The sequence below is a fragment of the Pseudomonas sp. H1_D05 genome (genome assembly GCF_054682705.1).
The window spans coordinates 2,088,878-2,111,895 of the sequence record NZ_CP162825.1 but is presented as its reverse complement, the minus strand read 5'-3'; the positions used below and the strand labels follow the sequence as shown (position 1 = coordinate 2,111,895).

The window sequence follows — 23,018 nt, the reverse complement described above, 5'->3', positions numbered from 1 at the left end:
ATTTTTCTTTGCGCTGTAGGAAGGATCTTTTTTTCATGAAAGCCCTCCAAGGACGAACAGCTTTTGGCCAGACTCCCCCGGCCAACCTCATAACAAGGAAGAGAACATGGACGTAAAAGTGCCGCAGCGACTGGATCCGCAGGAAATTTTGAAATTGTTGGTGGCGTTGAGGCGGGCATTGAAGGCTGCAGCGTAAGTCAAAATCCCCTCATCGGAACGCCGCCCGCCCAGCCCTCTCCCCGAGGGAGAGGGGGCCGACCGAGGTGTCTGGCGTCATAGACCTTATCGATTATGGATTCGGTAAAGCCGTGTCAGGTCGGCGACTTCTACAGCATCCCCCAATCAGTCCCCTCTCCCTCTGGGCGGTCCGACGTTTCGGGAGGGCTAGGGTGAGGGGCTTTTCAACGCACACACAAAAACGCCGATGCCCATCACTGGCCATCGGCGTTTTCACACCTTGAAGGGGGTGGTTCAAGCGTCAGATCAGAACGCCGGCAGTACCGCGCCGTTGTACTTCTTCTCGATGAACGCTTTGACTTCCGGGCTGGTCAGGGCTTTGGCCAGTTTCTGGATCGCGTCGCTGTTCTTGTTGTCCTCACGGGCCACCAGGAAGTTCACGTACGGCGAATCAGCACCTTCAATCACCAGCGCATCTTTTTGCGGGTTCAACTTGGCTTCCAGTGCGTAGTTGGTGTTGATCATGTCCAGATCAACTTCTTTCAGAACGCGTGGCAGCAGGGCCGACTCCAGTTCCTTGAACTTGAAGTTGTGCGGGTTCTTCGCGATGTCTTTTGGCGTTGCCAGCGCGTTCTTCGGGTCTTTCAGCTCGATCAGGCCAGCCTTCTGCAGCAGGATCAGTGCGCGGCCACTGTTGCTGCCTTCGTTCGGGATGGCGATGGTGGCGCCGTCCGGCAGTTCAGCCAGGGTCTTGTACTTGCTCGAGTAACCACCGAACGGTTCAACGTGCACGCCCTGCACGGTCACCAGGTACTTGGACTTGTCGTCCTTGTATTTGCCCTGGTTGAAGCTGTTCAGGTACGGCAGGGTCTGGAAGTAGTTGGCGTCCAGACGCTTCTCGCCCACCTGTACGTTCGGCTGAACGTAGTCGGTGAACACTTTGATTTCCAGATCCACGCCTTCTTTGGCCAGGGTCGGTTTGATCAGCTCAAGGATTTCAGCGTGCGGAACCGGGGTCGCGGCAACCACCAGTTTTTCGCCAGCATTGGCCAGGGAAGCAGTCAGAGCAGCCGCCAATGCGGTAAACAACAGAACCTTTTTCATGCAGTGTCCTTATCGAAAATCACGGTCGTCATCGACGACGGCATTAATACGTGTGCCAGTGAAGTGATATCGCTGGCGTGGGGCGGACAATACCGGGATTTTTTATTCCCGGACAATAACGTTTATTCAGCTTCATATTCCATTTTGTTCATGTTGAACGAAACGGTTACAACCCCTCACTCAAACGAATCAGCAAATCTTTCAATGCCTTACGCTCGGCGACGCTGCCGCCGATGTTGATTTGTGCAACCAGCCGTTCGATCTGAAGCTGCGGGCCAGACGCCTCGGGCAGGTTCAGGTGCTCCGGCAGAATCTCGTCACCGGTACTCACCAGCAAGGCAAAGTGAATGACGTTTTCCAGCTCGCGGGTATTGCCCGGCCAACTGTGTTGTTCGAGCACGTGCTGCGCCGCTTCGCTGATCAGCGGTACAGGAAGGTCGAGACGCTGGCTGTAGATGCCGAGGAAATACTCGGCCAGCGACAGGATATCGCCGGTACGCGCACGTAACGCCGGCAATTCGAGGTGGCCCTCGCTGAGGTAGTGATAAAGGCGCTCGTGGAATTTCCCGGCGTCCACCGCTTGCGCCAGATCGATGCTGGTGGCCGCGACCAGGCGCACATCCACGGGACTTGGCTGATGCGCACCGACACGAGTGACTTCGTGGTTCTCCAACGCGGCAAGCAATTTGATCTGGATCGGCAGCGGCAAGTCGCCGATTTCATCCAGATACAAGGTGCCGCCGTTGGCCGAACCGAACCAGCCTGCACGGCTGCTGGCCGAGCCGCTGTAACTGCCGGCAGCGTAGCCGAACAGCTCGGCATCAGCGTAGGTCGGGCTGATCGCTCCGCAATTGACCGAAACAAACAGACCGCTGCGGTCACTGGCGCGATGGATGTGCCGGGCGAGCAATTCTTTACCCGTACCGGTCTCGCCACGGATCAATACCGAAGTCGAGCGCGGCGCCAGTTGCTCGAGCTCCTCACGCAGTTGACGCGAGCGCGGATCGACGAACACCAGCGCCTTGGCGCGAATGCTCAGGGGGCTTTTTTCCGCATCGGGAAAGGTCAGCAACGGCTGACCGAAGGTTTCGAAACTCATGGCAGGCTCCCGCCCAAAACCGCCGGCAGACGGGGGCGTTGAAAGAAAAAAGGTCAGGCGCGGCGGCGGGCGTGGTGTTCCATACGGTTTTGCAGGCGATAGAGATAAGCAAAACCCTGCTCCCAACGCTGATGCCCGGACTTGACGTTGATGTGTCCGGCACCGGCGAGGATCCCCGCCTCGGCACCCCAGTTGCGCGCCAGCTCCAGTGCGCGCGGCGCACTCACGGCGGCGTCGTTGTCGGAACTGACGACCTGGCTCGGAAACGGCAGCAGATCAGTCGGAATCGGCGCGAAATTGCGCAGCGCCGGGGCACATGCCGGACGCTCGACATCTGCCGGCGCGACCAACAAGGCACCACGCACCTGACGCAGGTATTGCAGCGGCGCAGTGGCTGCCCAATGGGCAACGGTGATGCAGCCGAGGCTGTGGGCGATAAGGATGACAGGCGTGCTATCGGCGGCAATCGCCTCGGCCAGTGCCGCCACCCAGTCTTCACGACGCGGCGTCAGCCAATCGGCCTGCTCGACCCGCGCACTGTTTGGCAGGCTGTTCTGCCAGTGGCTTTGCCAATGATCATCTGGCGATCCTTGCCAGCCCGGCACAATCAGGTAGCGGATTGATTCGTTGCGCATGGGGAGCTCTCCTGCGTCGTGTCTGTTCCTGGACGAGTATAGGGAGGGGATTTATATTCGTTAAGGAATAAGAAGCTATTTATTAAGACCTGAATTGAATATGAGATGTGTGCCTGGCTTGAAATCTTTCCCCCTCACCCCAGCCCTCTCCCCCATGGGGGCGAGGGGGAAAGGGAGCCAATCTTCATGCCGTTCAAATCCTGAGTTCGACTGGGATTTCAGGTCGGCGTAACTCGTGAGAACAACCGAGATCAGTTCCCTCTCCCTATGGGCGGTCCGACGTTTCGGGAGGGCTAGGGTGAGGGTCTTGCGTCTAATGCCAGAAACAAAAAAAGGGCCGCACCCTGCCAAGGAGACGGCCCCGGAAAAACGTAAATCCTGTTACCGCGCAGTAATCACCGATAACTTGGTAATCCCCGCCCGTTCAATCGAAGCCATCGCCCGCGCCACTTCGCCGTAGTTCACCCCGTCATCGGCCTGCAATTGCACGCGCACTTCCGGATCCTTGGCCTTGGCCGACTTGAGGTTGAATTCGAGCAAGTCAGGCTGAATCTCGTCCTTGTTGATAAACAGCTTGCCGGCGCCATCGATGCTCACCACCAGCGGGTCCTTCTGCTCGACCGGCGCCACCGCTTCGGTTTTCGGCAGGTTGATCGGGATCGCGTTGGTCAGCAGCGGCGCGGTGACGATAAACACCACCAGCAGCACCAGCATCACGTCCACCAGCGGAGTCACGTTGATCTCGCTGAGCACCTCATCACTGTCTTGCGTGGAGAAGGCCATATCAGGACGCCTCCTTCACTTTTGCTGCGTTGCCCGGCGTTGCGACCTTGTGCGCCGTCGGGTGGATCAACACGCGGAATGCACTCTTCTGCGCCAGGCTGTAGAAGTCGTGGGCGAAGTCATCCAGATCCGCCGCCGTCAGTTTCAACCGACGCAAAAAGTAGTTGTAAACCAGCACTGCCGGCACCGCGACGGCGATCCCCACACCTGTGGCGACCAGTGCCGCCCCGATTGGCCCGGCGACCGTTTCCAGGCTCGCCGAACCTGCGGCGCTGATGCCTTTCAACGCCTCCATGATTCCCCACACCGTGCCGAACAATCCAATGAACGGCGAGGTGCTACCAATACTTGCGACCACTGCAAGGCCCGTTTCCAGCGAACGCCGTTCGCGAACGATCTGCTGACGCAATGCGCGCTCGAGGCGATCCTGATGGTTGATCGCCTGGCTCAAATCATTCGCCTGTGGCGTCTCACCCACCTGAATCGCCGCGTAACCGGCCTGTGCCACCCGCGCTGCGGCGCCGGGTTGGGTCTCGCTCAATTCAGCGGCTGAATCCAGACTCGACGCCGCCCAGAAACGCTTATGAAAACGCCGATCCTGCGCCTTCAGCCGCCCGAACTGCACAGCCTTGAGCAGTGCCAGGCCCCAGGTGGCGACGGAAAAAACCACCAACAGCCAGATCACCGCGCTTTCGATGGATTCCAGTGGAGATGCCAGTAACGTCATGATGATTCCCTCGTGTAAACGTTTCGCGCGAATTTGGTTTCGGTTTAATGAATCTTGAAATCGATGGGCACGCTGACCCAGCCGTCCTGGGCGACATCACCCTGCTTGGCCGGGACGAAACTCCAACGTTTGACGGCGTTCAGCGCCGCGTCGTCGAGCTGTTGCCGGCCGCTGCTTTTGGCTATCTGGATCTCACCCGGTTTGCCGCTGGCCAACACATGCACGCGCAGCAACACCGTGCCTTCCCAACCGCGACGCTGAGCCAGCGACGGGTATTCCGGTGCCGGGTTTTTCAGGTACGCGGCGTTCGCTGAGGCTGGGGTTACCGGTGCCGGCGCGGGGGGAGCAGGTGGCGCTGGCGCTGCAACCGGAACTGCCGGTTGTGGCGGCGCGGGTGGTTGCTCGACGGCTTTCGGCGCTGGTTTGGGGGCCTGTTTAACCACCGGTTTGGGTTTCGGAACGGGTTTTGGCGGCGGTGGTTTTACCGCCAGTTCGTCTTCTACCGGCGGCGGTGGCTCAACCACAGGCGCAGGTGGTGGCGGCTCGACAACCGGTGGTGCTGGTGGTGCCGGGCGCGAGAATTCGATAGTCATCGGCGGAATTTCCGGCGGCACGATCGGCAGCACCGGCGTCGGCTTCTGGCTGATCCAGTAGATCACCGCGCCATGCACCACCAATGCGAGCACGCCGAGCAGAAGGGTTTCGCGCCGACTCAAAATTCCTTTGGGCGCACGCTGCAAACGCAGCTGTCCCAACGGCACACGATGCGGCCGGCCGAGATCGACCAACTCGCCACCCGGCGTCTGACGCCACAGCAATTCCTCTGCGCTGGCGGCGGTCTGGACATTGCCCATTGATTCACTCCCTGCGGTCTTTTTGCGTTCTCTACAAACACTGCCGATCAACCGTTTGTTGAATTCCCCACGGCGAATCGATGGATGAATCATTGGGCTTGGCGCTTATCTCCGAAAGTAATCTTTAACGTTATGCATAGGTCTTTATGGAATATATGAATTGATCAATTCCGCCAAAGCCACGTGCCACGTGGGCTGTAGCGATGCGGGAAAATTCGCATGCTTTTCAGGCATTGAAAGTATTCACGCAACGCATCAAATTCGCCTGACCCGGTTTTGCCGGACAACTAATACCAAGTAGATAGTTGATTATTATTTTGCTGGAACAATAAAAAAGGCCGACGTACTTTCGTGCGTCGGCCTTTATCAATTGCGCGCGGATTATTGTTTGACGAATTCCCCTGCCAGGGTCACTACTTCACCGTCAAAATTAGTACGGGAACCGGCCGCACGAACTTTTGCGTAATTGTGATCAGGAGAAAACAATGACCACGCTTGAAATCCGCTATTACCATTCAGACCGACAAATGTGATGGTGGTAGGTTGTCCGGTGCTGTTCTGGAAATGGTAATGCCCGTAGCTGACGTCATAGTTAACGCCGCCCTGGCTGAACGTGCCACTGAATGTACCGTTGGAATCGTTGCCATCGGTAATCGTCAGTTTGGCGCCAGCGTTAGCGTTCACATAAGTGCCATTAATGCTCGACATGATTCGATTTCCTTTATCGTTGGGATAAGTATCTTCCGATGAGAGCAAGTTTCCTCCTGGAAACTCACGACAGTCAGGATGGTTGCACATTCAATTATTGTCCACGCGACTTACTAACGAATTTGCAATAAGCACCCTTCAACCCGCTCATAACTTATCGCCGTTCGTTCGAGCAATAATTCCAATTCAACTAACGACTGGCATTGGTTTGTTGCGCGCCGACAACCGGGGCATTAACCGCCGTCTCGGAGCGTGGCGTACCCGTTGGCACCCAGTCATAACTCACAGGCAACGCCCGATAGACCCAATTGCTGATCGCGTCGCTGCCCGGCGCCTTGCCGAGATACGGGCTGACGTATTCCCAGACATTTTCACCACTGGCCGTCACCTGGAAAAACCGTCCGTTCATGCCTTCGTCGATCAGCGTGTTGCCGTTGGGCAAGCGCCGCGCGCTGCTGATAAACGAGCTGTAGAACGCCCACCCCGGTTGCTTCGAATTGGCCGCGCTGTACTGCCAGACGATCTCACTTTTCACCGGATCGATTTCCAGTACCCGCGAGCCGGAAATCAGCCCGAGGGTAACGTTCGGATAACCCGCCGATCCCTGGTTATCGAACACCAGCAAATTGCCGGCACCTGGCAATCCGGCCGGAATGATGTGTGCATCATGCTGACCGACGAACTGATCCACCGGGCGCGGCAATTTTTGCGCAGTTTTCGGGTTGATCAGCGGCAGGTTCGGGCCGAGACGCCAGACCACTTTGCCGCTGTTCTTGTCGATGATCGCGATGAAGTTGGCGTTGCGTGAATCGATCAGCAGGTTGTCCGGATTGAAGCGCTTGTCACCGGCATCGAACCACTTGTTCGGCCCCACCAGACTGAGGTTGTTGATGTGCAGGTAGTCCGGATTTTCACTGGCGCGCACCAGCTTCAACTGCTCGGCGGTGAAGCCGAATTCATTCAGATGCTCCGAGGCCAGCCACTGCCATTTCAGCGCGCCGTCGGGGCTGACTTCATAGATCGCATCGTCAATCACCTCGGGCACTTTAAAGCCTTTGACTTTGTGCACCTTGTTCGCCAGCACCACGGTGTTGCCGTTGCTCAAACGGCGCTGATCATGGTGTTGTTGCGCTGCGCCACCGGGCGCCTTGTCGCCCCACTGCCAGACGACTTTGCCATTCCAGTCCAGCTCGCCGACGCTCTGATTGCCCAACCCGTTGCCGGCCGAACCGAGTTTACCGGGATCCTTTTCACTCAGTTGCAACAGCACATGGCCGCGCTCGCCGCCGACCAGTTTCGGGTCGATGATCGCTGACGGGAAACCTGCCTGTGGCCAGGTTTTCACCTCGTTGCCGTTCATGTCGATCAGGTGCGTCTGCTTGTCGGCGCCGCTGAAAATCACGTACTGATTGAAAGCCTTGTTCGGGTCATAACGGGTCACGCCGGTCGGGTAAACACTCGGTGCGGCGAAGGCGCCGGCACTGAGCACTGCGCCGGACAGCAACACCGGCAAAGCGGTTTTGATACGCAACATGATGCAGTTCCTTGAGTGACGAATCAGAAGTCGTAGCGACCGGTGACGCCGAGGGTGCGAGGTGTGCCGAGCAAGCCTTCATAGCCGCCATTGCCGCCCGTCCACAGGGTCGTGTAGTAGGTTTTGTCGAAAGCGTTTTTCAGCCACAGCGACACGTCCCACTGGCCCTGATTGAAATCGCCGCGCAGGCCGGTGGAAAAGTTGACCACCGCATAACTCGGGATCTGTCCGAAGTCGGAATCCTCGACGGTACCGACGGCTTTCGAGCGAAACGCATAGCTAGCGGTGACGTAAGGTTCGAAGCCGTTATCCAGATTCCATTTGTATTCACCGTTGGCGTTGCCGATCCATTTCGAAGCGCCGACCACCTGATGGCCGCTGAGGTCGCAGGACGCTGGAGCCCCCGGCGCCTGACTGACTTCCGGCGGGCACGGGGCATCTTTGTACGAGAGGTAACTGACGTCGTTGTAGGAGCCGTTGATGTTCAGGGTCAGGCCGCGCAGCGGGATCACCGTGCTTTCGAACTCGACCCCGCGTGAACGTACGGAACCGGCGTTGGTCAGGTACTGCACACGGTTTTCCGCGTCGTAGGCGTTGGTCTGGTAAGCGTTGACCTGAGTCCAGAAGACGTTGGCGTTGAGTTGCAGACGGTGATCCCACAGCGTGCTCTTGAAGCCGAGTTCGGCGTTGTTCGCGCGCTCGGTGCCGATCAGCAGCGAATCGGAACCCGCTACCGGTGCGGAACCGACGGCGAGGTTGACCCCGCCGGACTTCTCGCCGTGGGATAACGTGGCGTAACCGAGCACATCATCAGTGATGCGATAGCTGAGGTTGAGCAGCCCGGAAGGACTCGAGCTGTACTGATTCAGATCGCCGGAATCGTAAGCGCCGGCACGACCGCGCCGCGCCGTGGCCGCAGCGCCCGTAACGGCGGCACCACCGAGCGGCGCATCGCGAGTGACCCAGGCTGATTTCTCTTCATACGTGCCACGCACCCCGGCGGTGAAGTCCAGTCGCTCGGTGAGGTGCCAGGTGCCTTGGGCGAACAATGCAAAACTGTCGGTCTTGATATGACCGTTGCCGACACTGGTGACGTTGGCCAGCGCACCGGGCGCCGTACCATTCCAGATATCCGCTTGCGGGCCGTAATAAGCGAAGGATTTATTGTCCAGATCCGAGCCGAAGTAGTACGCGCCTACGACGTAATCGAAGAACTCGCCCTTGGGCGAGGCCAGGCGAAATTCCTGCGAGTACTGTTTGTCTTCCACCGAAACCCCGGCGTTGTAACTCGCCGGCACGTTGAGGCCATCGTCGTTGCGCGGGGTGAAATTCCAGAAGCGATAGGAGCTGATCGAGGTCAGCGTGAAATCGCTCGGAAGCGTCCAGTTAGCCTCCACCGAAGTGCCGCCCTGATGCACGGTGACATGCTGGTCGTTGTCCAGATTGACCTTGCGGTGCGAGCCATTGACCAGCGTTGCGCCGGCGGCATTGGCGCGCGACTGGTACAGGTTGACGCCGTTGATGGTCGGCCCGGTGTTGTACAACACGCGGGTGCCGGCGCTGGAATCTTCTTCGTTGTAGTCGCCGATCCAGCGCAGGTTGAAATCTTCGTTGGGCTTGAACAGCAGCTGCGCGCGGAAGCCCTCGCGCGAGCCGCCGTTGAGATCATGGCCGTCGTATTCGTTTTTGATGTCACCGTCGCTACGGGTTCGATAAGCCGAAAAGCGTCCGGCCAGTTGATCGTTGAGCGGGCCGGAAATGGTGCCCTTGGTCTGGAAGTAACCGTCCTCACCCACCGAGGTTTCGATGCTGCGCTCAGGGGTGAAGGTTGGCGCGCGGGTGCTGATGTTGATCACCCCGGCAGTGGTGTTTTTGCCGAACAACGTCCCCTGCGGCCCACGCAAGACTTCGAGCTGTTCGATATCCATCAGGTCAAACACCGCCATCCCCGGGCGGCCCAGATAGACGTTGTCGATGTACAGGCCAACGCTGCCTTCCAGGCCATCGCTGGCCGGGTTATTACCGAGGCCGCGGATCGATACGCTGGACTGGCGTGCGTGCATGTAGGCGACGTTGACGCTGGGCACCAGTTGCTGCAAATCCTGAATCCGGTAGACCCGCTGCGTCTCCAGATTCTGCCCACTGACCACGCTCATCGGCGTCGGTACATCTTGCGAACTTTCTTCGCGGCGGCGGGTGGTGACGGTTACGGTTTCCAGTTGCGAACTGTTGGCGGCAGGCTTGCCGGCCGGAACTGGCGCCGGGGTTTCTGCTTCGGCGGCGTAACCGTGAGTCCAGCTCGCGCTCCCGGCCAGCAACAGGGCCAGAGGCAGGCGTTTGAGCCGTCTTGGCGTTAAGGGTGACGCAAGGTTCAACGGACTCATGGCGCGGCTCCTGGTCAAAAAACACACAGACATCTTCAGCCCTGCATATTCTTTTAAGTTATTTATTTATATATTTACAGATATTTACTGCATAAGAGATTGCCTTTATAAGGAGTCGACCTAATGCATATCCAATGCATTTCCCGGATATTTTTTATGTGAAAAATGCATATCGACTTGCGTCAACTTCGTCACTTCATCGCCTTGGCTGAACAACGCAGCTTCGTCGCCGGCGCGCAGGCGGTGAACCTGTCGCAGTCGGCGTTCAGCCGCAGCATTCAGGCGCTGGAACACAGCGTCGGCTGCCAGTTGGTCGATCGTGGCCGCAAGGAATTACCGCCGACCAAACAGGGCCAGGTCCTGCTTGAGCACGCGCGGCGACTGGTCAGTGGTGCGCAGCAGATGGCCAACGAGATCAGTCAGTTCAATGGGCTGGAGGCGGGGGAATTACGCTTCGGTTGTGGGCCGGCACCGGCGGCGGGTTTGATCCCTCGGGCGATTGGCAGCTTCATCGGCCGCTATCCGAAAGCGCGGGTGCAGTTTCAGGTCGATGACTGGCAGAGTCTGAGTAAGCGGTTACTCAGCGAAGAGTTTGAATTTTTCGTCGCGGACACTCGGCACTTCGAGGCAGATCCGGATTACCTGACCTACCGGTTGCGACCGCGCAAATGGCATTTCTGCTGCCGTGCCGGCCACCCTTTGGCCGGGTTTGAGCGGGTCACCGCCGAGCAATTGATGAGCTATCCCTTGGCGGTAAGTATTCGTCCGCCGAACCTGCGCAAAGTCATAGTCGACCTCAGTGGGCGTCCGGATTTCACACCCAATGTGGAGTGTGAAAACAGCTCGAGCCTGCTCAGCGTGGTGCTGCGTTCGGATGCGATCGGAATTGTCGGGGCGTATTCCGACGCGCTGCATCAGGCCAAGGGCGAGTTGGTGTGCTTGCGCATCGAAGGACTGGCGGATGATCTTGAGGAACTGTACACCCGCTACGGGATTGTCAGCCGCGCAGGGTATCGGTTGTCGCCGTTGGCGGAGGCGATGATTGAGCAGATCAAGGCGATTGATGCGGTGGTTGAAGAAGTCTGTTCACTGGAGAATTTTGCTGTCTGAATTGACGCTTTCGCGAGCAGGCTCGCTCCCACAATGGATTGTGGTGAATACAGAATGTGTGATCGCCACCAACCCTGTGGGAGCGAGCCTGCTCGCGAAGAGGCCGGCACAGGCACCGATGCATTTCCTGCATAAAACCCATTCCCCAAATGCACTTGCCGAACACCCCCACTGAAAGCGAAAAACCCCACCTGTCTCTCTGACCGGTGAAACCATGTCCAACTCGCCAAACCCCGTGCGCAACGTGCTGTACATCATGTGCGATCAACTGCGCCGCGATTACCTGTCCTGCTACGGCCATCCGCATCTGCACACGCCGAATATCGATCGCCTGGCTGCAGCCGGCGTGCGTTTCAGCCGCGCCTACACCCAAGGCACGATTTGTGGCCCGTCGCGGATGTCGGCCTACACCGGACGCTATGTCAGCAGCCATCAAGTGGCGTGGAACGCCGTGCCGTTGCCGCTGGAAGAACTGACCATCGGCGATTACCTGCGCCCGCACGGCATTCGTACTGCGCTGGTCGGCAAGACCCACGCGACGGCGAATGTCGATGCCTTGCAACGCCTGGCAATCAATCCCGAAAGCGAACAGGCCGAAATCCTCAACGAAGTCGGTTTCGAACCTTACATGCGCCACGACGGCATCTACCCCGACGACCCGCTGTTCGACGACAAACGCGAATCCGCGCCCTACACCCATTATCTGCGCGAGCAGGGGTTCGACGGCAAAAACCCTTGGCACGACTGGGCCAACGCCGCCGAAGGCGAGCACGGTGAAATCCTCAGCGGCTGGCAAATGCGTCATGCGAATTTGCCAGCACGAATTCCCGAGCAACACTCAGAGACTGTCTACACTACAAATCGAGCCATCGACTTCATCACCGAGCAAGGCGAGAAATCGTGGTGTTTACACCTTTCCTATATCAAACCGCACTGGCCGTACATCGTGCCATCGCCGTACCACGCATTGTACAGTACGAAATCGATTCTCGAAGCGGTCCGCCCGACGCCCTCCAAAGCCAGCAAACACCCCGTATACACTGCCTTTCGCCAGCATGAGGAAAGCCTCAACTTTTCCCGCGATTCAGTACGATTGACTGTAATCCCTACGTACATGGGTCTGATCAAGCAGGTGGATGATCAACTCGGACGGCTGTTCGACTTTTTGCAGAGCAACGGTCGCTGGGATGACACGCTGATCGTGTTCACCAGCGATCACGGCGACTTTTTGGGCGATCACTGGCTCGGTGAGAAGGAGTTTTTGCTGGAGCAGGCGGTGGGCGTGCCGTTGATCGTGCGTGATCCTCGGGCGGCGGCGGATGTCACGCGCGGCACGGTGGATGATCGACTCGCGGAAACCATCGATGCGTTGCCGACCTTTCTTGAAGCACTGGGATTGCCGGGGGCAGAGCATCGGCTTGAAGGGCGTTCGTTGATCCCGCTTCTGCACGGCGAAAATCCGGATTGGCGCCACTATGCAATCAGCGAATACGACTACGCCTTCCAGGCGCCGGCGCGTGAGCGTCTGGGCCAGCCGATCGATCGCTGCCGGATGACCATGGTGCGTAGCGAGCGCTGGAAGTACCTGGCTTACGACGGCTTTCGACCGCAGTTGTTTGACCTGCTGAATGATCCGCAGGAGTTGCGGGATTTGGGTGATGCCCCGGAATTCGCGGCGGTGCGCGAGGAGCATGCGGGGTATTTGTTTGAGTGGGTGCGGGGGTTGAAGCGGCGGACGACGATCAGTCATCAGGAGATAGATGGGCGTGGGCAGCGGTTTCGTTATGGTGAGCCGCAAGCCGAGAAGGTTGTTCAGATTGGTGTTTGGTAGCGGGAAGAGCCCCTCACCCTAACCCTCTCCCGGAGGGAGAGGGGACTGAATGGGGGATATTGCAGAGATACACCGACCTGATCCAGCTTCACCGAATCCATAATCAATAAGGTGGTTCAGGTCGATGCATCCCGAAAGACAACTCGGTCAGCTCCCTCTCCCTCGGGGAGAGGGCTGGGGTGAGGGGCTTTTGATCTTCAATCACGCCCCTTAATTGTCTGACTGCGCTGCCCTGAAGCCCCAACCGGCACTTCACCCTTCAACGTCACCCGACGCACCACCCGATCCTGAGTACCGTAATCATCAATCGCATAATGCTGCGTCGAGCGGTTATCCCAGATCGCCACATCACCGGCCTTCCAGCGCCAGCGCACGGTGTTTTCCTGACGGATCACATGACTCTGCAACAGCCCGAACAGATGCGCTGAATCCGCTTGCGAGTAACCCTTGATGCGTTTGACGAAATGCCCCAGCAGCAAGCTCTTCTCGCCGCTGATCGGGTGCACGCGCACCACCGGATGCTCAGTCTCGTAAACGGTCGACGTGAAGACCTTGCGATAACGCTCAAGCTTCTCCGCCGAGACGTCCGGCTTGGCGCTGGCGTAGTCGTATTCGTTGCTGTGCACGGCGACCAGTTTGTCGGCCAGTTCACGCAGCTCGGTCGGCAAGCCGTTGTACGCCGTCGCGGTGTTGGCCCACAGGGTGTCGCCGCCGAATGCCGGCGCGACGACCGAGCGCAGGATCGAGGCTTTCGGGTAGGCGTCGACGAAAGTCACGTCGGTGTGCCAGGAGTTGGCGCGCTGACCTTCAGCACCGTCCAGCTCCAGCAGATAACGCGTGCCTTCACGCGACGGCACGGTCGGGTGCGCCACCGGCTCGCCGAGCAAATGGGCGAAGGCTTCCTGACGCTGATCGTCGAGTTGGGTCTGCTCACGGAAGAACACGACTTTGTATTGAACCAGAGCCTGCTGGATAGCTTCGACGGTGGCGGCGTCCAGCTCACCGGACAGGTGCACGCCACGGATCTCGGCGCCGATACGACCGGCCACCGGATGAATCTCCAGCGCGTGGACAGCGGGTTTTACTGCGAGTGCGGCATTGCTCATGGGTAGACCCTCATCGACTGCTTACGGTTTTGGACGGCAGCGAAACAACGCTCTATCTATATTCCATTTACATCTAATAGATATTCACATGCTTCGTTGACGGAATAAGAGCTTGCATTTAAAACCTCTAGCAACCCTCGTCGCAAATGCCTTCGAGCTATTTTTAGGATGCCGGAAAAGCATATGGACCTTCGCCAATTGCGTTACTTCATCGCCCTCAACGAACACCGCAGTTTTGTCCGCGCGGCGGACGCGATGGGCATCACTCAACCGGCGTTCAGCCGCAGTATTCAAGGGCTCGAGCAGGAGTTCGGCTGCGTGCTGGTGGATCGCGGCAACAAGGATCTGCGCCCCACGCCCGAAGGCCAAGTGGTGCTGCAACACGCCCTGAGCCTGGTGCAGGGTGCCGCGCTGCTCAGTGCCGAAGTGACGCAGATGACCAAGCTCGATGCCGGCGAAGTGCACTTCGGTTGCGGCCCGGCGCCAGCAGTGAAACTGGTGCCGGACGCCGTGGCGCAATTCATCAACGCGCACCCGAAAGTGCGCACCTGTTTTCAGGTGGATAACTGGGAAAAACTCAGCCGCGCGTTGAGCCGTGAAGAGATCGAATTCTTTATCGCCGACATTCGCCATTTCGAGTCCGATCCGAACTTCCAGACCCAGGCACTGACACCCAAACGCGGGGTATTTTTCTGCCGCCCGGGACACCCGTTGCTGGCAAAGGAAAGTCTGTCGACCAACGACATGTTCGACTATCCGCTGGCGACGACGCTGATCCCCCCGGGGATTCGCAAATTATTGGCGAACCTCAGCGGCCGCATCGATTTTTCCCCGACCATCGAGACCGAGCATTTTCCGGCGCTGGTGAAGGTGGTGCTGCAATCGAATGCGATTGGCGTCGGTACGGAAGAGGCGTTTGTCGAGGACATTGCCAAGGGTTCGCTGGTGTTGCTGCACTGGCGCAATCTGCCGCAGAACCTGGAGAGCATGAATGCGCGTTGCGGGATTGTCAGTCGTACCGGGTTTCGCCTGTCGCCGGCGGCACGGGCGATGATCGAGACGTTGGTGGCGGTGGATCGGCAGGAGATCAGCGTCGCTGTTTAGGGCCCTTTCGCGAGCAGGCTCGCTCCCACAGTGGTTCGGTGGTGAATGCAGAATCTGTGTTCACCGAAGAACCCTGTGGGAGCGAGCCTGCTCGCGAAGAGGCCAGAGCAGGCGCTAAAGATTCAGAGCTTGGCCGCTGCCAACTCAGGCGCCACCCAATCATTCACCTTGAACGGCTTGCGAATCAGCTTCTGCTGCGCCGCCAGATCAACTTTGTCCTGCAAGCTGCCAAGGAACACCGGATCCAGCGTCGACGGGAACACTTCGCTCAACTTCTGATCCTGCAGATCCTGGGTCAGGATCACCGGCGGATAGCTGGCCAAACCCGAGACCAGTTGCACGTATGCGGCCTTGTTGCCGTCCTGCGTCAACCACTCCACGGCCTGTTGTTGCGCCTTGAGCAACTTGGCCACCGCCTCCGGGTGAGCGTCGACAAACTTGCCCGTGCCGACCAATACCGACTGCACGCTGCCTGCGCCACCGAGATCTTTGGTGTTCAGCGGCAACTCGGCCAGCCCCTTGGCCTGCAATGCGCTCAACCCGGAGCTGCCCCATGACGCATCGATCTGCTTGGCTGCCAACGCCGCGACCGCTGCATTGAAATCCAGATTGATCACTTTCAGATCCTTCTCGCTCAGGCCCTGACTTGCCAGCGCCGCATCAAACGACAACTGCGTCGCGGTGCCACGGAAGATCGCCACGCGCTTGCCCTTGAGATCCTGCAACGTCTTGATCCCCGAACCCGGCACCACCCCCAGATACTGCTTCACCCCACGCGCACTGGCGCTGAGCAAGCGAGTATCCAGTGCCATTGGACTTACCGATGATTGCCGCCAGATCGCCGAGATACGCCAGATCAACCTGACCGTTGGCAAACGCTTCATTGATCACCGGTCCCGCACCCTTGAAGAAACTCCACTGAATCTTGATGCCCTGATCGGCAAAGGCCTTTTCGAAGATCTGCTGATCGCGCAGCACGTCGACCACACCGCCGCCGCTGTGTTGAGTCCCCGCGCTCAGGTCGGGCACGGCGATTCTGATTTCCTTGAGTTCGTCGGCATGCGCGGTAAACGCCAGCAGGCCCACCAGAGCAGGAACGGCAAACAGACTGAAAACATGTTTGAAGGGGAGGTTCATGGGTGCTGCTCCTTGATCACGACGGGCGTTGAGGAGCCGAAAGTAGGCCGAATGACTACCTACGCTTAAATACTATAAATGCACATTTTTATAGCTTTTAACGCTAAGCGAGCAGCGCCGGGGCTCGTAGCGGCGTATGCATTAACAGCATCGAAAATATTCTTCGAATGCATTGGATGCGTTTGGGTTGGAAGCCTTAAATGGCCTCGCTTATCCCTCAAAAGAATCTATATCGATGTTTTTATAACTTTTTGTTTTTAGCTAATACCGCTAAAGATCTTGAGCCAACCCGACAACGGAGGTCACCCATGGCCCGCCAATCCTTGCTCAGTCTTCCACTCCCCGCGCCGCCGCTGAAAAGCCGCCGTACCTGGCCCAGCCTGAACCAGCGCCTGTTGCCGTGGCTGCTGCCGCTCAGCCTGTTCGCCCTATGGTGGCTGGCCGCACGCAATGAATGGATGAGCGAGCAGATCTTGCCGGCGCCGTCGCTGGTCTGGAACAGCGCTGTCGAGCTGTCTCAAGGCGAGTTATGGAGCCATTTGTGGATCAGCCTGCAGCGTTTGTTCTGGGGCCTGCTTGCCGGGGTTTCGGCCGGTGCATTGCTCGGCGCAGCACTGGGCTTCAGCCGGCGTCTTGAACGTTTGATCTTCCCGACCTTCGCCGGCCTGTCGCAAATACCGACGCTGGCGTGGATTCCATTGTTCATGGTGTTTTTCGGCATCGGCGAAGTGCTGAAACTGGTGGTGCTGATCAAGGCCATCGTGGTGCCGGTGACCCTGCACACCTTGGTCGGCGTAAGAGATGCCCAGCCGAAACTGCGTGAAGCCGCCGCTGTTCTGCGCCTGCCGCCGCGCCTGCTGATTCGGCGCTTGGTATTGCCCGCCGCCCTCCCCGCGTTCATGGCTGGCGTGCGTCTGGCGCTGGCCGCCGGATGGACGTCGTTGCTGGCCGTCGAACTACTGGCCTCGAGCGAAGGCATCGGTTACCTGATGGTCTGGGCGCGACAACTGTTCATGCTCGACATCGTGTTCGTCTGCATCGTCGTCATCGGTTTGATCGGCATGGCGATGGATCGCGGCATCGGTCTGCTGGACAAAAAACTGGTGCACTGGCCGCACCCCGCCACCGCCGAAATTCGTCGCGGCCCGCGTTATGACGGCTGGCAGCGGCTGCAACCGTGGCTGCTACCGCTGGGCTTGTTGGCGCTGTGGCAATTGGCGAGTGACCAGCAGTGGGTCGACGCCAATATTCTGGTCAGCCCGTTGGCCGTTTTGAGCACGGCATGGGCTGGCGTGCTCGACGGCACGTTGATCAGCGCCATGGCCCTCAGTCTTGGTCGCACACTCGGTGGCCTGTTGCTCGGCGGCGGTCTCGGATTTGCCTTGGGCCTGCTGCTGGGCCTGTCGAACATCAGCGAACGCCTGCTCGGCCCGACCCTCGCGGCCATCCGCCAGATCGCCATTTTCGCCTGGGTGCCGCTGCTCACCGCATGGTTCGGTCTCGGCGAATTGGCCAAGTGGGTGTTCGTCGCCCTTGCCGCTTTCTTCCCGCTGTTTATCGCCACGCAACGCAGCGTCGCCAATCTCTCACCGCAACTCAACGAAGCCGCACAAGTGCTGCGCCTGAGCCTCGGCCAGCGTCTGCGTCGACTGGTACTGCCGGGCGCCGCGCCGGGGATTTTCGCCGGGCTCAGACTGAGCCTGATCTACGCCTGGCTCGGCACCATCGGCGCCGAATACTTCATGCCGTCGAACGGCGGCATCGGCAGCCAGATGATCGGCGCGCAACAACTGCTGCGCATGGACCTGATCATGGCCGGCATGCTTTTCGTCGGCATCACCGGCGCCCTGCTCAACCTCATTGGCCAACGCCTGGAAATTCGCGCGACCCGCTGGAGACACGCATGAACGCACCGATTGTCAGCTTCAATCACGTAGGCAAATCCTTCGACGTCGACGGTTTCGAACTGGAGGCGATTCGCGAATTCAACCTGGACATCGTCGAGGGCGAGTTCGTCGCCATTGTCGGCTCTAGCGGCTGCGGCAAATCGACATTGCTGCGGTTATTGGTGGGCCTTGATACGCAGTTTCGCGGGCAGATTACCGTGGATGGCAAAGCCGTCAGCGGCATCGGTGGCGAGCGTGGCATTGTCTTTCAGGAACACCGTTTGTTCCCGTGGCTGACCGTTGCCGACAACATCGGTCTGGGCTTGGTCAACGAACCGCTGACTGCTGCGCAGAAACAAAAGCGAATCAACGATTTCATTGACCTGGTCGGCCTGCGCGATTTCACCCGTGCCTACCCGCATCAGCTGTCCGGCGGCATGGCCCAGCGTGTGGCGATCGCTCGCGGTCTGGTCGCCAGCCCACGCATTCTGCTGCTTGATGAACCCTTCGGTGCCCTTGATGCACTCACCCGCCAGCAGATGCAGGACGAGCTGCTGGCGATCCGCGAGCGCGCAAAAATCACCACGATCCTCGTCACCCATGACGTCGAAGAAGCGATCTTCCTCGCCGACCGCGTGGTGGTGATGGAGCCGCGCCCGGGACGGATCAAGCAGGTGGTCGACATCGCCCTGCCCCATCCGCGCCAGCGCAGCAGTTTCGACTTCCATCAGTTGCGTGAAGAGCTGCTGCACGAGCTGACCAGTGACGACCATTACCAACCGAGCGTGCCGGTGCAGATCCGCGATCTGCCGCTGACGTTCATTGCCTGCTGAACAGGAGTTTTGCGATGCCGCAACGTCCCAATTTTCTGGTGATTCTGGCCGACGATCTCGGCTTTTCCGACATCGGTGCCTTCGGCGGCGAAATCGCCACGCCGCACCTTGATGCCCTGGCCAACAATGGCCTGCGCCTGACCGATTTTCATACCGCACCGACCTGCTCGCCGACCCGCTCGATGCTGCTGACAGGCACCGACCACCACATCGCCGGGATCGGCACCATGGCCGAAACGCTGACGCCGGAACTGATCGGTAAACCGGGTTACGAGGGTTATCTCAATGACCGCGTCGTCGCACTGCCCGAGCTGTTACGCGAGGCCGGTTATCAAACCTTGATGAGTGGCAAATGGCACTTGGGTTTGAAGGCTGAACTGGCGCCCCATGCACGAGGTTTCGAGCGCTCGTTTTCGCTGCTGCCCGGCGCGGCGAACCATTACGGTTTCGAACCGACCTACGATGAGCAAACGCCAGGCCTGCTGAAATCCACGCCGGCGCTGTACATTGAAGACGATACGTTTCTCGACGAATTGCCGAAGGATTTCTATTCCTCCGATGCCTTCGGCGACAAGTTGCTGCAGTACCTCAAGGAACGTGACCAGACCCGGCCGTTCTTCGCTTACCTGCCGTTCTCCGCACCGCACTGGCCGTTGCAGGCACCGGCCGAGATCGTCGAGAAATACCGTGGCCGCTATGACGCTGGCCCCGAAGTGCTGCGTCTGGAGCGTCTGGAAAAGCTCAAAGAACTCGGCCTGATCGAGCCGGACGTCGAGCCGCATCCACTGATTCAGTTGACCCAGCAGTGGGACGCGTTGAGCGAGGAGCAAAAGCAGATTTCCGCGCGGGCCATGGAGGTCTACGCAGCGATGGTCGAGCGCATGGACTGGAACATCGGTCGGGTTGTCGATTATCTGCGCCAGCAGGGGCAGCTCGACAACACGTTCATCCTGTTCATGTCCGACAACGGTGCCGAAGGCGCGCTGCTTGAAGCATTTCCGAAATTCGGCCCGGAACTGGTGACGTACCTCAGCCAGCATTACGACAACAGCCTCGACAACATTGGCCGGGCCAACTCCTACGTCTGGTACGGGCCGAACTGGGCGCAGGTGGCGACTGCGCCGTCGCGCCTGTTCAAGGCATTTACCACCGAGGGCGGGATTCGCGTGCCGGCGCTGTTGCACTATCCGCAGTTGCCGCTCAAAGGGCAGATCAGCCATGGTTTCGGCACGGTGATGGACGTCACACCGACGATTCTCGATCTGGCAGGTGTGCGGCATCCGGGCAAGTTGTGGCACGGAAAACCGGTCGCACCGTTACGTGGCAAATCGTGGCTGGGGTTCTTGTCGGGTGAGACTGCGCAGGTGCATGACGAGCACACGGTGACGGGGTGGGAATTGTTCGGGCGTCGGGCGATTCGCCAGGGGTCGTGGAAAGCGGTGTGGATCCCCGGGCCGGTCGGGCCGGCGACCTGGCAGCTGTATGATTTGAGCAGTGATCCGGGGGAGATTCATGATCTGGCGTTGAGTCGGCCGGAGAAGCTCAGTGCGTTGATCGGGCATTGGCAGCAGTATGTCGAGGAGACTGGGGTGATCTTGAGTGAGTCGCCGTTTCAGCCGGACTGAGGGCAAGATCAAAAACACCCTCACCCCAGCCCTCTCCCGGAGGGAGAGGGGGCCGACCGAGGTGTCTTTCGTCAAACATCGACCTGAAAAATCGGGTCGATTATGGATTCGACAAAGCTCTTTCACTTCGGTGTAACTCCTCAATATCCCCGGGTCGGTCCCCTCTCCCTCCGGGAGAGGGTTAGGGTGAGGGCAGCTTGTCACGCCTCCACCGCCTCCCCAGACACCGCAACTTCATCCCGACGAACAAACCGGTTCGCCCGCCCAAACGTCCCAAAATCATTAAACCGAACCCCCATCTCACGCATCACCTTATGCGCCACCGGCACCGTCATTTGGCGAATATAAAACGGCTCCTTCACGACAAAATGATGAATCCCGTGGCTGCTGCCAAAGTTGAAGCAAAACGCCTGCAACGGCCACAGCCACCAAGGGTTCAGCACCTGGCACTGCTGCAGCACATTGCCCAGCTCGACATCACCGTAGTAATGCATGTTCGAGCTGATGAAGTGCAGGCAAAACGTGCGCAACACGTTCGGGCCGATGATCACCACGGCGGCGATATCGATCACCTGCATCACCGACAACGTGGTTGCTGACCAGTCGATCGGCGCGCCCAGCAGGTAAGCAATGCCATTGGCCGCATGAAAGCCGAGAAACACATACCACGCCCCCCAATGCACCAGCGCCAGCGGCGCGTAGACCTTCAGCGTGCGCTTGATGATGCTGAACTTGTGCGCCCAGGTCTTGGCTCGCAGCATGCGGATGAACGCCGACATGACGTTGTCGCCAACCATCAGCAAACGTGCAAAACCCCACGGCTCGCCGTTGGTGATCGCGCGCTCTTCCATATCGGTTTCAGTGCCGGAGACCTTGTGGTGATTGAGGTGCAGGTGCCGACGGATCCACGGGTTGATCGTGCTCGGCCGCGCCAGCCACACCAGGCCCATCATCAGGTTGTGCGGCACGCGCTGCTTGCGGAAATACATGCTGTGGATCAGGTCGTGCTCAAGCTCATGGGTCAACGAAGCAAAAAACGCGTTGAGCAACAGACAAACCCACCACGCCATATGGCCGGTGATGTACAGCGTCGCCGAGCCGATCATCCCGATCAGGGCAAAGGCCAGAATCCCCGCGCCCAGCGCATCCTGATGCTGGAGAATCGGGTAGCGCTCGCGCAATTCGACGCCTTTGGCCAGCACCACTTCACGAATATGCGCTGATCGCTGGGCCGCATTGTGTCGCTGGGGACTTGCAGAAGTACCGTCCATGCTTCCATCCTCGGGTTTATGATGTTCGCATCGTGCCTCGCCAACGCTTCAATTGCGGTAGCCGAGAACGCCAACCTGTTGACCGGAAGCGCCAATCAGCATGAAGGAACCGACCTCCCTCGCCAGCTGGACCCGTGCCTTGCGCAAGCAACTCGATGCGCTGGGACTGGACAGCATTGCCCTGTGTCAACAGGCCGGGCTCGATCCGAGCTTGATGGATGATCCCAACGCGCGCTATCCACTGTCCGGCACCACGCGCCTGTGGGAAATTGCCGTGCAGGTCAGTGGCGACCCGGCGATTGGTCTGCGCGTGTCGCGCTTCGTCAGCCCGACCACGTTCCATGCCCTCGGTTATGCGCTGGTCGCCAGCGGCAGTTTGCGCGAGGTGTTCGAGCGCATCGTGCGCTATCACCCGGTGGTCAGCGATGCGCTGGAACTGGAGCTGAGTCGTGGCGACGACCGCTATCAATTTCGTCTGAAAATTCCGTCAGGCAATCCCGCACCAGCCTTCGAAGCCATCGACGCGTTCACCGCGATCTACGTGCGCACCTGCCGCAATCGTCTCGGCCGTGATTACGCACCGCTGGCGGTTTATCTGCGCCGCCCGGAGCCGAGCGATGCGCACCAGTGGCACAAAGTCTTCCGCGCTCCGGTGCATTTCGGTTGTGTCGAGGATCGTCTGGAATTCGCCCTCGCCGACTTCGACAGCCACCTCGACGACGCCAATCCGGAACTCGCTGAACACAATGAAGCGGTGCTCAAACGCACGATGGCCCAGCTTCAACCGCTGACTTGGGAGCGCAAGGTGCGCGATGCGATTGAAGAACAATTGCCGGAAGGTGAGCCAAGTGCAGAACGCATTGCTCAGGCGTTGCACCTGAGTTTGCGCAGTCTGCAAAGGCATCTGGCGGATGAAGGTTGTCGCTTTGATACGTTGCTCAACGAGAGCCGCGAGAATCTGGCGCTGCTGCACCTGCGCGATCCGCAGTGCTCGTTGAGTGAGGTGAGTTATTTGCTCGGGTTCGCCGACACCAGCAGTTTCAGCCGCGCGTTCAAACGCTGGACGGGGCTGACGCCGGGGCAGTTTCGTGATGGGTTGCGCTGATCCAG

General features: G+C 59.1%; 18 protein-coding genes and 1 pseudogene. 7 read left to right on the top strand and 12 right to left on the bottom strand.

The window, feature by feature from the left end:
• Positions 1–483: 483 nt before the first annotated feature.
• The 9 genes from AB4O11_RS09595 to AB4O11_RS09555 form a co-directional block, all read right to left on the bottom strand.
• Positions 484–1,281: a MetQ/NlpA family ABC transporter substrate-binding protein gene (locus tag AB4O11_RS09595; protein WP_007918708.1), complete on the bottom strand. Its 798-nt coding sequence runs from the start codon at positions 1,279–1,281 to the stop codon at positions 484–486.
• 166 nt (positions 1,282–1,447) lie between these two features.
• Positions 1,448–2,380 (bottom strand): sigma 54-interacting transcriptional regulator, encoded by a 933-nt coding sequence (locus AB4O11_RS09590; RefSeq protein WP_095047071.1) that lies wholly within the window; start codon positions 2,378–2,380, stop codon positions 1,448–1,450.
• A 53-nt stretch (positions 2,381–2,433) separates the two neighbouring features.
• Complete coding sequence (locus AB4O11_RS09585; protein ID WP_093440491.1) at positions 2,434–3,015, bottom strand: alpha/beta hydrolase; 582 nt, start codon at positions 3,013–3,015, stop codon at positions 2,434–2,436.
• A 381-nt stretch (positions 3,016–3,396) separates the two neighbouring features.
• Positions 3,397–3,798 (bottom strand): ExbD/TolR family protein, encoded by a 402-nt coding sequence (locus AB4O11_RS09580; RefSeq protein WP_003220570.1) that lies wholly within the window; start codon positions 3,796–3,798, stop codon positions 3,397–3,399.
• A gap of 1 nt (position 3,799) precedes the next feature.
• On the bottom strand, positions 3,800–4,525 hold the full coding sequence (locus AB4O11_RS09575; RefSeq protein WP_093440486.1) for a MotA/TolQ/ExbB proton channel family protein: 726 nt from the start codon (positions 4,523–4,525) through the stop codon (positions 3,800–3,802).
• 44 nt (positions 4,526–4,569) lie between these two features.
• Entirely contained in the window at positions 4,570–5,379 is an 810-nt protein-coding gene (locus AB4O11_RS09570) for an energy transducer TonB (protein ID WP_460089468.1), read from the bottom strand.
• Positions 5,380–5,760: 381 nt separating this feature from the next.
• A complete protein-coding gene (locus AB4O11_RS09565; RefSeq protein WP_038359731.1) occupies positions 5,761–6,087 on the bottom strand; it encodes a hypothetical protein in 327 nt (108 codons plus the stop codon).
• Positions 6,088–6,277: 190 nt separating this feature from the next.
• On the bottom strand, positions 6,278–7,621 hold the full coding sequence (locus AB4O11_RS09560; RefSeq protein ID WP_180699383.1) for an aryl-sulfate sulfotransferase: 1,344 nt from the start codon (positions 7,619–7,621) through the stop codon (positions 6,278–6,280).
• A 23-nt stretch (positions 7,622–7,644) separates the two neighbouring features.
• The gene (locus AB4O11_RS09555; RefSeq protein ID WP_460130513.1) at positions 7,645–10,005 is read right to left on the bottom strand and encodes a TonB-dependent receptor; all 2,361 of its coding nucleotides are present in this window, start codon (positions 10,003–10,005) and stop codon (positions 7,645–7,647) included.
• 165 nt (positions 10,006–10,170) lie between these two features.
• On the opposite strand from AB4O11_RS09555, the gene AB4O11_RS09550 reads away from it, so the two are divergent.
• Complete coding sequence (locus AB4O11_RS09550) at positions 10,171–11,115, top strand: LysR family transcriptional regulator (protein WP_186620794.1); 945 nt, start codon at positions 10,171–10,173, stop codon at positions 11,113–11,115.
• Positions 11,116–11,329: 214 nt separating this feature from the next.
• The gene (locus tag AB4O11_RS09545) at positions 11,330–12,946 is read left to right on the top strand and encodes an alkaline phosphatase family protein (protein ID WP_460130512.1); all 1,617 of its coding nucleotides are present in this window, start codon (positions 11,330–11,332) and stop codon (positions 12,944–12,946) included.
• Positions 12,947–13,143: 197 nt separating this feature from the next.
• Here AB4O11_RS09545 and AB4O11_RS09540 read toward each other — a convergent pair whose 3' ends face one another.
• The gene (locus AB4O11_RS09540; protein ID WP_099757694.1) at positions 13,144–14,052 is read right to left on the bottom strand and encodes a TauD/TfdA dioxygenase family protein; all 909 of its coding nucleotides are present in this window, start codon (positions 14,050–14,052) and stop codon (positions 13,144–13,146) included.
• Between the two features lie 183 nt (positions 14,053–14,235).
• Between AB4O11_RS09540 and AB4O11_RS09535 the strand changes: the two genes are divergently transcribed.
• Positions 14,236–15,156: a LysR family transcriptional regulator gene (locus AB4O11_RS09535; RefSeq protein WP_093440454.1), complete on the top strand. Its 921-nt coding sequence runs from the start codon at positions 14,236–14,238 to the stop codon at positions 15,154–15,156.
• A 122-nt stretch (positions 15,157–15,278) separates the two neighbouring features.
• On the opposite strand, the pseudogene AB4O11_RS09530 reads toward AB4O11_RS09535, so the two are convergent.
• A pseudogene (locus AB4O11_RS09530) lies at positions 15,279–16,293 on the bottom strand (ABC transporter substrate-binding protein).
• Between the two features lie 308 nt (positions 16,294–16,601).
• Here AB4O11_RS09530 and AB4O11_RS09525 point away from each other — a divergent pair.
• From AB4O11_RS09525 to AB4O11_RS09515, 3 genes are read left to right on the top strand one after another with little or no spacing between them, the layout of a single operon-like run.
• Positions 16,602–18,200 carry an ABC transporter permease gene (locus AB4O11_RS09525; RefSeq protein WP_460130511.1) on the top strand — a complete coding sequence of 533 codons (1,599 nt, stop codon included), beginning with the start codon at positions 16,602–16,604 and terminating at the stop codon, positions 18,198–18,200.
• Positions 18,197–19,012: an ABC transporter ATP-binding protein gene (locus AB4O11_RS09520; protein ID WP_460130510.1), complete on the top strand. Its 816-nt coding sequence runs from the start codon at positions 18,197–18,199 to the stop codon at positions 19,010–19,012. Before AB4O11_RS09525 ends, AB4O11_RS09520 begins: the two co-directional genes overlap by 4 nt.
• A 14-nt stretch (positions 19,013–19,026) precedes the next feature.
• Positions 19,027–20,637 carry an arylsulfatase gene (locus tag AB4O11_RS09515; protein ID WP_460130509.1) on the top strand — a complete coding sequence of 537 codons (1,611 nt, stop codon included), beginning with the start codon at positions 19,027–19,029 and terminating at the stop codon, positions 20,635–20,637.
• Positions 20,638–20,837: 200 nt separating this feature from the next.
• On the opposite strand, the gene AB4O11_RS09510 is transcribed toward AB4O11_RS09515, so the two are convergent.
• A complete protein-coding gene (locus AB4O11_RS09510; protein WP_099757690.1) occupies positions 20,838–21,908 on the bottom strand; it encodes a fatty acid desaturase in 1,071 nt (356 codons plus the stop codon).
• Between the two features lie 100 nt (positions 21,909–22,008).
• Between AB4O11_RS09510 and AB4O11_RS09505 the strand changes: the two genes are divergently transcribed.
• The gene (locus AB4O11_RS09505; protein WP_093440427.1) at positions 22,009–23,013 is read left to right on the top strand and encodes an AraC family transcriptional regulator; all 1,005 of its coding nucleotides are present in this window, start codon (positions 22,009–22,011) and stop codon (positions 23,011–23,013) included.
• Positions 23,014–23,018: the final 5 nt, after the last annotated feature.

What these genes read in the sequence shown, in the direction of transcription:
- AB4O11_RS09595 (WP_007918708.1), bottom strand. Translation starts at nt 1,281, where the DNA reads ATGAAAAAGGTTCTGTTGTTTACCGCATTGGCGGCTGCTCTGACTGCT.
- AB4O11_RS09590 (WP_095047071.1), bottom strand. Translation starts at nt 2,380, where the DNA reads ATGAGTTTCGAAACCTTCGGTCAGCCGTTGCTGACCTTTCCCGATGCG.
- AB4O11_RS09585 (WP_093440491.1), bottom strand. Translation starts at nt 3,015, where the DNA reads ATGCGCAACGAATCAATCCGCTACCTGATTGTGCCGGGCTGGCAAGGA.
- AB4O11_RS09580 (WP_003220570.1), bottom strand. Translation starts at nt 3,798, where the DNA reads ATGGCCTTCTCCACGCAAGACAGTGATGAGGTGCTCAGCGAGATCAAC.
- AB4O11_RS09575 (WP_093440486.1), bottom strand. Translation starts at nt 4,525, where the DNA reads ATGACGTTACTGGCATCTCCACTGGAATCCATCGAAAGCGCGGTGATC.
- AB4O11_RS09570 (WP_460089468.1), bottom strand. Translation starts at nt 5,379, where the DNA reads ATGGGCAATGTCCAGACCGCCGCCAGCGCAGAGGAATTGCTGTGGCGT.
- AB4O11_RS09565 (WP_038359731.1), bottom strand. Translation starts at nt 6,087, where the DNA reads ATGTCGAGCATTAATGGCACTTATGTGAACGCTAACGCTGGCGCCAAA.
- AB4O11_RS09560 (WP_180699383.1), bottom strand. Translation starts at nt 7,621, where the DNA reads ATGTTGCGTATCAAAACCGCTTTGCCGGTGTTGCTGTCCGGCGCAGTG.
- AB4O11_RS09555 (WP_460130513.1), bottom strand. Translation starts at nt 10,005, where the DNA reads ATGAGTCCGTTGAACCTTGCGTCACCCTTAACGCCAAGACGGCTCAAA.
- AB4O11_RS09550 (WP_186620794.1), top strand. Translation starts at nt 10,171, where the DNA reads ATGCATATCGACTTGCGTCAACTTCGTCACTTCATCGCCTTGGCTGAA.
- AB4O11_RS09545 (WP_460130512.1), top strand. Translation starts at nt 11,330, where the DNA reads ATGTCCAACTCGCCAAACCCCGTGCGCAACGTGCTGTACATCATGTGC.
- AB4O11_RS09540 (WP_099757694.1), bottom strand. Translation starts at nt 14,052, where the DNA reads ATGAGCAATGCCGCACTCGCAGTAAAACCCGCTGTCCACGCGCTGGAG.
- AB4O11_RS09535 (WP_093440454.1), top strand. Translation starts at nt 14,236, where the DNA reads ATGGACCTTCGCCAATTGCGTTACTTCATCGCCCTCAACGAACACCGC.
- AB4O11_RS09525 (WP_460130511.1), top strand. Translation starts at nt 16,602, where the DNA reads ATGGCCCGCCAATCCTTGCTCAGTCTTCCACTCCCCGCGCCGCCGCTG.
- AB4O11_RS09520 (WP_460130510.1), top strand. Translation starts at nt 18,197, where the DNA reads ATGAACGCACCGATTGTCAGCTTCAATCACGTAGGCAAATCCTTCGAC.
- AB4O11_RS09515 (WP_460130509.1), top strand. Translation starts at nt 19,027, where the DNA reads ATGCCGCAACGTCCCAATTTTCTGGTGATTCTGGCCGACGATCTCGGC.
- AB4O11_RS09510 (WP_099757690.1), bottom strand. Translation starts at nt 21,908, where the DNA reads ATGGACGGTACTTCTGCAAGTCCCCAGCGACACAATGCGGCCCAGCGA.
- AB4O11_RS09505 (WP_093440427.1), top strand. Translation starts at nt 22,009, where the DNA reads ATGAAGGAACCGACCTCCCTCGCCAGCTGGACCCGTGCCTTGCGCAAG.